The organism is Bacillus sp. RC252 (genome assembly GCF_044909215.1).
In the GTDB taxonomy this organism is placed as follows: Bacteria; Bacillota; Bacilli; order Bacillales; family Bacillaceae_G; genus Bacillus_A; species Bacillus_A mycoides.
In genome coordinates, this window is sequence record NZ_JBIYDV010000043.1 from 1 (window position 1) to 8,318 (window position 8,318).

The 8,318-nt window shown below is 34.3% G+C and carries 8 protein-coding genes; 4 read left to right on the forward strand and 4 right to left on the reverse strand.

Translation table 11 applies throughout. The annotated features are described in order from the left end of the window. Nucleotides 1–251 precede the first annotated feature (251 nt). Both ABH960_RS29270 and ABH960_RS29275 read right to left on the reverse strand, forming a co-directional pair. On the reverse strand, nucleotides 252–1,511 hold the full coding sequence (locus ABH960_RS29270; protein WP_404449936.1) for an MFS transporter: 1,260 nt from the start codon (nucleotides 1,509–1,511) through the stop codon (nucleotides 252–254). A gap of 69 nt (nucleotides 1,512–1,580) precedes the next feature. Further along, entirely contained in the window at nucleotides 1,581–2,204 is a 624-nt protein-coding gene (locus ABH960_RS29275) for an ArsR/SmtB family transcription factor (RefSeq protein ID WP_404449938.1), read from the reverse strand. Between the two features lie 184 nt (nucleotides 2,205–2,388). Between ABH960_RS29275 and ABH960_RS29280 the strand changes: the two genes are divergently transcribed. Together ABH960_RS29280 and ABH960_RS29285 are read left to right on the forward strand one after the other, a co-directional pair. Then, complete coding sequence (locus tag ABH960_RS29280) at nucleotides 2,389–3,453, forward strand: ABC transporter permease (RefSeq protein ID WP_002185435.1); 1,065 nt, start codon at nucleotides 2,389–2,391, stop codon at nucleotides 3,451–3,453. Then, a complete protein-coding gene (locus tag ABH960_RS29285) occupies nucleotides 3,453–4,124 on the forward strand; it encodes an ABC transporter ATP-binding protein (protein ID WP_002185436.1) in 672 nt (223 codons plus the stop codon). Before ABH960_RS29280 ends, ABH960_RS29285 begins: the two co-directional genes overlap by 1 nt. A gap of 72 nt (nucleotides 4,125–4,196) precedes the next feature. Here ABH960_RS29285 and ABH960_RS29290 read toward each other — a convergent pair whose 3' ends face one another. Then, entirely contained in the window at nucleotides 4,197–5,321 is a 1,125-nt protein-coding gene (locus tag ABH960_RS29290) for an LPXTG cell wall anchor domain-containing protein (RefSeq protein WP_002185437.1), read from the reverse strand. Between the two features lie 145 nt (nucleotides 5,322–5,466). Beyond that, the gene (locus ABH960_RS29295) at nucleotides 5,467–6,060 is read right to left on the reverse strand and encodes an AAA family ATPase (protein WP_215599489.1); all 594 of its coding nucleotides are present in this window, start codon (nucleotides 6,058–6,060) and stop codon (nucleotides 5,467–5,469) included. Nucleotides 6,061–6,490: 430 nt separating this feature from the next. Here ABH960_RS29295 and ABH960_RS29300 point away from each other — a divergent pair, with 430 nt between their 5' ends. Further along, nucleotides 6,491–6,964, forward strand: coding sequence for a DUF4188 domain-containing protein (locus ABH960_RS29300; RefSeq protein ID WP_002128099.1), 474 nt, complete (start codon nucleotides 6,491–6,493; stop codon nucleotides 6,962–6,964). Nucleotides 6,965–7,154: 190 nt separating this feature from the next. Continuing rightward, nucleotides 7,155–8,075: a class I SAM-dependent methyltransferase gene (locus ABH960_RS29305; RefSeq protein WP_404449941.1), complete on the forward strand. Its 921-nt coding sequence runs from the start codon at nucleotides 7,155–7,157 to the stop codon at nucleotides 8,073–8,075. Nucleotides 8,076–8,318: the final 243 nt, after the last annotated feature.

The following is an 8,318-nucleotide window of genomic DNA, read 5'->3' on the forward strand; positions in this document are numbered from 1 at the left end:
ATCTTACAACTATAAATTATAGACTTAATTCAGTAGCATGTAGTTCATTAAAATAATACTTTGATTTCTTTAAGCACTACAGAAACAACTTTATTGTTATATTTTTTAGTGAAGTGAAGTATCTTACATACAAAATTAAACAAGCATAATCCCGTCCTATATTTAGAACGGGGTTATGCTTGTTTGAGATAATAAAATTAAATAATTTTATTATAACTACACATTACGGATTAGATAATATTTTCTTTCTGCTATAAAGCCGCACCTTTCCCGCGCTCTTCCTTAAACCGAAGCTCAAAAGTATCCGCTGTAATTTCATCAGCTTTTGGCAATGAACGTAATTTCGGATGAAGTAGCCATACGAGAGAAATGAATAAAATTCCGATGCTAGCGAGCGCGAAAATGAGTTGGCTACTAAATACATTTGCGGTGTATCCGCCAATTAAAGAGCCGAACGGCATAGCGATTGTACCCATGCTTCGTGTGACTGAATTGATGCGTCCAAGATATTGATTTGGAATTAAAGTTTGACTAATTGTCGCAAATAATATGTTGGTCGCACCAATTGGTATCCAAGCTAAGCCGAATAAAAAAATTGATAACCATTGAAACGGTACAAACGTAGAGAGAAACCAAAAGAAAGCGCTAGTCGCAAAGCTAATAATGGAGACATGGCTAATATTATGTTTACCAACCCATGAACTGAATAGTGCTCCAATTAAACTACCGGCGGATATAGCGGCTAAAAAGAAACCGTATAATTTAACCCCTCCTAAAGAATCGGCGAAAGAAGGGAGTATTGCCATCGTCATACCGATTGAAAAATTAGCGACAACTGAACCGATTAAGAAGATGCCCATTAATGAACGAAAGACGATTGAAAAGCCTTCTTTTAAATCAGAGAAATATTGCTTTGTTGAAAGTGATGTGCCTGTTTCGGTTTGTGTCGGCATTTTTAATGAAATAAACAAAATCGCAGTAATCGCGAATGTGAAAGAGTCGATTACATATAAAGTGATTGCGCCAAATAGTGCTACTAATATTCCAGAAAGGGTCGTACAAATTAAGTCAATGCCTTGATACGCAAATGAAAAGAGAGAGTTTCCTTTTAATAATTGTGTTTTATGCAGTAGAAGTGGTAAAGCTTTTGACTGTGCGGGATAGGCGAATTGTTCGATAAAGGCTACGATGGGCATAATGATGAGTAGTAGTTGAACTGTTAATAGATCGAAGTAGTGTGTAATAGGAATGATTAATATAAGAATGCATTGCAGGACTTGTGTGATTACAAGGGTGTTTTTGATTGACCATCTATCAACGAATGGACCGGTAAGAAATTGTAATGCAGAAGGTAATAATGTAAGGAAACCAGCCAATCCAGAATAAAAAGGATCACCACTCAGCTCATATACGAGCCACATCGCTGCTACATAATACAAACTATCTCCTATGTTTGTAAAAATTCTCCCTAAAAATAGTAAGAGGAAATTCCGGTTTTTTAATATGTCCACTTTATCTACTCCTTTATAAAAAATTTATTCGGTAAAATAAATTTGACCGTTTATGTAAAAAAAATCGCATTACGATTTTTCTTCTTTTTTTACAAATTGCTGCATTGTTCTCTCAGCGATTTGAAGTGCAGTAGTAGAAATATAATAAGCTTTACTATTTGGATCTTTATCCGCACTTTTTGTGATTTCGTTTAATTCAGCCATTAATTCATGAAACTTTTTCACCCACACTTGAAATTGTTCTGGCGTAGCATCAAATTCCCAGCAGGATGAAACGTAATTCCACTCAGCTGGGTCTTCACTTGCATTTCGTAATGTAAAAGATTCTTCTGGTGCAGCGAGAATATGGCTTTTCGTTCTTCCCGTCATTTGTAAAAAGATTTGGCGACCTGATTCGCTTAATATTTCTAAATGAGGTAATAGGTCCGCGGCAGGGGTAAATCCTTTAGCGACAGATTGATAAAACTTTTGAACGATGCCATTCTTTTCTTCTGTATATACGATTTCTATAAGGCCATTCTTCTCTAATTCTTTTAAATGATAATGAATTTTCGCCCTTGAAATGCCGAATTTTTCAGATAGCAGTTGTCCTGTATAAGGACGTTCGCATAGACGCATCATCATTTCGGCACGTAGTGGATCGCTTATTGCTTTTAGTTGGCTATAAGTAGTTAGTGTTAACACGGGCTTCAAAATGATCAACTCCTCAAATTAAATTACTCGGTCAAGATTATTTGACTGAATTGTATCAAGGATTTCATTTGTTTTCAATACTTTCTGAAAATTTAATCTTTCTTCTGTAATCTTCTGTTCATATTCCGTTCATATTTCTTTTTTATGATAAGTGCATAGAAAGTAATAGGAAGGAGCGAGCGAAATGTTTTTAGCTCTGCGTGAATTAAAACAATCAAAATTAAGATATGGATTAATCGGACTTATTATGGTGTTATTATCATTTTTAGTCCTTGTAATTTCAGGATTAGCAAATGGATTATCATATGATAATGCTTCATCGATTCAAAATATGGAGGCAAATAAATTTGTACTAGCGGATGATGCGGAAAATAAATTACTTCGTTCACAAATTAAGAAAGAAGATGTAGATAACGTAGTAAATCAAGCAGGCGAGAAAGAGGCAGTTCCGTTTCGTGTGAAAGTTTCAACTTATGAAAAGAAAGATAGTTCGAAAAAAGTTGATGTCGCTATTTTCTCAAGTGAACGTGATTCATTTTTAGAACCGAAAATTGTAAAAGGTGAGAAATTGGGTACAGCAAATAACGAAATGGTTGCCGATGAATCAATTAAAGAAAAAGGTATCGATATTGGGGATACAATTATTGATCCTGTTTCAAAGAAAGAATTTAAAATCGTTGGATTTACGAAAGATCAAATGTTTAGCCATACACCAGTCGTTTATGTAAATGAAGACGTATGGGGCGCTATTTCACAACCAAACCAAAAAGATTATAGTGCAATTGCGCTTAATACAGATAAAGAAATTAAAAATGCACATGTTATCGACAAAAAAGAAGTATTACAAAGTATTCCAGGATTTAAAGAAGAGCAAGGAACATTAACGATGATCATTGCGTTCTTACTTGTTATCGCTGCGTTACTAATCGGTGTATTCTTCTACGTAATTACGTTGCAAAAAACACAGCAATTAGGTGTACTAAAAGCAATCGGTACGAAAAATTCTTATTTAGCAAATAGCTTAGTCGTGCAGGCATTATTCTTATCAGTCGTTGCGATGGTAATCAGTATTGTTCTTGTACAAGGATTAGAACAAATTTTACCAGCGGGTATGCCGTTCTTATTAACAACACCGATGATTGCACAATATGCAGCAATCTTTATCGTCATTAGTATTTTAGGAACACTTATTTCGTTATATCAAGTGTTAAAAGTTGATGCATTAGAAGCAATTGGAGGCGGGATGTAATGACTTCATTATTAAAATTAGACAAAGTAAGTAAAGTGTACGGAGAAGGGAATACGGAAGTAACAGCCCTTCATCCGATGTCGCTTGATGTGAAAGCTGGAGAATTTATCGGAATCGTCGGTCCTTCTGGATCAGGGAAAAGTACGTTATTATCAATTGCGGGTGCTTTACTATCACCGTCAAAAGGGGATATTTACATTCGTGAGCAAAATATTACGAAGTTATCAGAAAAAGAAATGACAGACATTCGTTTGAAAAAAATCGGCTTCATTTTCCAGTTTGCAAATCTTGTTCCATATTTAAATGTAAAAGAACAATTGCTTTACATTGCAAAGCTAAAAAAAGACAACAAACAAGAATCTGAAAAGCGTGCGGATCACTTGCTAACAGCATTTGGATTATCTGAAAGAAAAACTCATTATCCAAATCAACTATCGGGTGGGGAAAAACAAAGGGTAGCAATCACTCGTGCTTTCATGAACAACCCAGATTTAATATTAGCAGATGAACCAACTGCAAGCTTAGACTCAAAACGCGCACGTGAAGTCGTGGAAATGATGAAACGTGAAGTGAAAGAAAGTCAAAAAGCAGCAATTATGATTACACATGATGAAAGAATGCTTGATGTATGTGATCGTATATTGACACTTAGAGATGGACAGTTAATATAAAGAAAAAAGGCCAACCGTACATATATGTGCAGTTGGCCTTTGTATGATTATTTTAAAATAGATATAATGGCTTTATTTTGAGAATAACGTTTTAATTTTATTTCGTGTTACTAATAAAAGTCCACCTAAGACAGATAACATTCCTAAAGGCACGTTACTTGATTGCTCACTACCAGCGTTAGGAAGTTCTCTAGCACTGTTTTTCGCTGGAACAGTAGTATTGTTATTGTCTGTTTGCGTTTGTTTCGATTGTGATACTTCATTAATTTTGTTATCTACATTTTGCTTTGTTGTATGTAACTCAGCTAATTTGTCATCAATTTTTTTCTCAGTATGTTTAAAATCGTTTATTTTAATATCTAAGTCTTGTTTTTTCTTTGTTAAATCATCTGAAACAGTTTGTTTCGCTTGTTTCATTTCGTTTATTTTATTTAGTAAATCTTGTCTAGCTTCTTGTAATTCAGCTAGTTTGTTTTTTACATCTTGTTTAGCTAGTTCTAAGTTAGCGGAAAGACTATCTAAATTGCCTTTAATTTTCTTAAGCTCCTCTAACGTGTTCCCAGTATTCGGCTTATTTTCTTTTAGCTCAGCAAGTTTGTCCTCAGCAGTTTGTTTCGCTTTCTTTAACTCAGCTAATTTGTCATCTACCTGTTTTTTTACTTCCTTAAGTTCATTAACCTTCTGATCGATGTTCTCTTTATGTTGCTTAATTTCATTCACTTTTTCATCGACAGTTTGTTTATGTTCTTTAATCTCAGTAACCTTATTATCGATATTTTGCTTATGTTCTTTAATTTCAGCAACTTTATCATCTACTTGTTTTTTATGCTCTTTAATTTCCGCGATTTTATCCTCGGCAATTTGTTTGTCTTGCTGAAGTTTTGCATCTAACTCTTGTTTATGTTGTTTAATTTCGTTAATTTTTTCATCAGCAACTTGTTTACGCTCATGTAGTTCATTAACCTTTGTGTCAACATTTTCCTTAACTTGGTTAAGTTCATTTAATGTTTGATCCACATTTTCTTTGTGCTGCTGTAATTTCGCATCTAACTCTTGTCTATGTTGCTTAATTTCAGCTAAGCGATCTCCCGTACTTTGCTGGGGAGTAGCTTCATTTACTTCTGCATGAGTAGGGGTAGATCCCGCAATCATTGCTAAAGCTAGTGTAGAAGCAGCGATTGTTTGTTTTGTTTTCATATTTTTGTACCTCTTTCCTATGAGTGAACTCTATTGTGTAAAATTGAGCATATAGAAGTAGATTATTTTATTATTATATACCATGTTCGGCGCCTAGAGGAAGTATTTGCATAATAATCTATGATTATGTGATTCTTATAGTCTCTTATTTTGGGATAGGGGACAAATCTTCAGCAAGATGAACAATTTCTTCTATAGTAGATTTTACATCTTTACTATCGCGAATAACAAACAAATAATCAGCCTCATTTTCTACAGGATCTACTACATCTTCATGTTGAGATTCAGCCTGTTGCCGAACGAGTACTTCTTTGAAACTGGAATAGTTACCTCTAAATATATTTATACTTCGCTTACTACGAGCTACTCTTTCATAAAGAATATCATCTGGAATGTCAAAACGAACGAGTATGCGTACATATTCCTCTTCCTTAAACAGCTCATTCAGCAAATACATCCGGCCGTTTCGGCTTCTATTTGAGTTGCAAATGATAAGGTGCAAATTTGTATATTCTTTTGCATAATCAACAATGAATTTTGAAAGACCGTGCTTAAATATATTAGCGCCTTCAGCCGGCTGCAATTTTTCATAATGTGTGTTAATAAATTCGGCTTGGTTGTCTTGATCCATAACGAAAGAGTGGGGTAACTTTTTTTCTAGTTCTTTAGCAAATGTTGTTTTTCCACTGTGGGTTTTTCCTACTGTAATAATGACTAATCGTTTCATATTGGCCTCCATATGTATTGTTATAATCTGGAATGTTCGGTGTGAATCGACAATTTTCCTGCCGGAGAAAATACAAAGTGGCTGAGTAGTAATGGGCTGAAAATTTCACCAAAAAACTTATTTATCCAATAATCCCCTAATGTGAAAAGTGTGATGTGATGTTGTCCTAACTCAAATGAACTAAAAAATATTCTGTTTAGAAAGGAGGCGACAATGCTATCGTTATTGAAATATATTATGGAAATGTGCCTGGTGAAAAGGAGGTCTAGAACAAATATTAAAAATAGCTGTTAATAATAAAAAGGTAGGAAACATATACCCTTTATTGTTAAGTACAGCCTTTCATAATCTATGTTGAATCAATTGGAAAATTCATGGAAAAGTGTTATGGTTTATTTGGGAGCTGCACATTATTTATGTTCAGTAAAAAAGGGGGATTAAAGTGGGGGCTAAAATTTTTAACGGCAGGCATATAGCCAATAGCAAGGATCAAGAATTTGTTGTTTTTATTATTGGTATGCGTATTAATAACCTATTAAAATTTTGGAAGTGGATACCAGTTTTTAATGCTATGGGACCTATGATTAAAGAATTATATCAAAATCCACAATGGGGTTTCTTACATACAGAATTCTTATTTAGTTGGAGAAAAGTAATCTTAATTCAATACTGGAAGGGATTCGACGAATTAGTAAACTATGCTCACGGAAAAAACCATTCATATGCTTGGAAATCATACAATAATAAGATTAAAGATAATGGGAGTGTCGGTGTTTTTCACGAGACATATCAAATAGAAAAAGGTGCTTCTGAAGCAATCTATGTTAATATGCCAAAAACAGGTTTATCTAGAGCTACCGAACACATACCGGTATCTCAAGATACTAATACTGCTCAAAAAAGAATGAATAAATAATTCGGAAAATTGTGTATATAATTTCGATGTTCCTGCCGGAGAATATACAAAGTATCGGAGTGTTAGCGGGCTGAAAACTTGACAAAAAAACTTATTTATGCTATAATTTACCAATGTAAAAATAAAGTGTATAATAGGGTTCTCCTGGCCAGGGGGACCCTATTTTTGTTGTGGAAATGAAGGAGAGTGTATGTGCGTGAAAAAAGGTGAAGCAAGTGTAACGTCGTTAGTATCAGCTTTCGGAAGGGCGTATCATAGTGAATTTGATAGTTCTAAAATCTTTGATGATTATGTAGCTAAAGATCTTATTTCACAAAAAGAACGTAATGATATTGAAACGAACATGGTTCAAGGAATACATTTTTTTAATAAAGGCATTGCACAGCAGTTTCAAGACAATCCGAAAGAAACTTTAAAATGGATTACACAAGTTCAATTATCACCAACACCTTTGGCACGCGCGGCATATTGTGAAAGAGTGCTATTACATGAAATTGCATTAGGCGCGAAGCAATACGTCATACTCGGTGCAGGCTTAGACACGTTTAGTTTTAGACACCGAGAATTAGAAAATAAAATAGAAATATTTGAAGTGGATCATCCTTCTACGCAAGCGTTTAAAATACAAAGAGTGAAAGAATCAGGTCTAGAAATTCCAAGCAATCTTCATTTTGTTTCGATGGATTTTACTAAGGATTTCTCTAAGCAAAAATTAGTAAATGAAGGATTTGAAAATAAAAAGACTTTCTTTAGCCTTTTAGGTGTTACGTACTATTTAACAAAAGAGGAACTTTCCAGTTTAATAGAATGTTTATTCGAGATGGTTCCAGAAGGGAGTTCTATCGTTTTTGATTACCCTGATGAAAACTTATTTACGGAAAAAGGATTATCCAATCGAGTTGAAAATATGATAAAGATGGCTGAGATAGGCGGGGAGCCGATGAAATCGTGTTTTTCTTATACCGAAATGGAAGCACTATTAGAAAAGGCGGGCTTACTCATTTATGAGCACTTATCACCAGAGGATATTAATAAACTATATTTTGAGGGACGAAACGATTATTTAGAAGCTTTTGAGACGGTGCATTATGTGCATGCGGTGAAGAAGTAGAGAAGTAGTAGGCATGGGGAGGGATCTCTGTGTCTTTTTTTTGTAAAAAAGGAAATGAGGTGTAGTGATGGGAAGTAATAAGCATGTTGCTATTGGAAGTAGAGGGATTGTGAAGAATAATTTAAATGTTTATATAGGGGGAAGTGCACATCGCTATCAAGCTAAGCTCATGTAACGTCAATGATAGGCGAGATTGTTTCTTTTTTTCGAAAGTCTATATGTAGGTGCTTTAAAGATTTGCAT

Bases quoted from the DNA above. Each gene is read 5' to 3' on its own strand.
- ABH960_RS29280 (WP_002185435.1), top strand. From the start codon at position 2,389: ATGTTTTTAGCTCTGCGTGAATTAAAACAATCAAAATTAAGATATGGA.
- ABH960_RS29285 (WP_002185436.1), top strand. From the start codon at position 3,453: ATGACTTCATTATTAAAATTAGACAAAGTAAGTAAAGTGTACGGAGAA.
- ABH960_RS29290 (WP_002185437.1), bottom strand. From the start codon at position 5,321: ATGAAAACAAAACAAACAATCGCTGCTTCTACACTAGCTTTAGCAATG.
- ABH960_RS29305 (WP_404449941.1), top strand. From the start codon at position 7,155: ATGTGCGTGAAAAAAGGTGAAGCAAGTGTAACGTCGTTAGTATCAGCT.
- ABH960_RS29295 (WP_215599489.1), bottom strand. From the start codon at position 6,060: ATGGAGGCCAATATGAAACGATTAGTCATTATTACAGTAGGAAAAACC.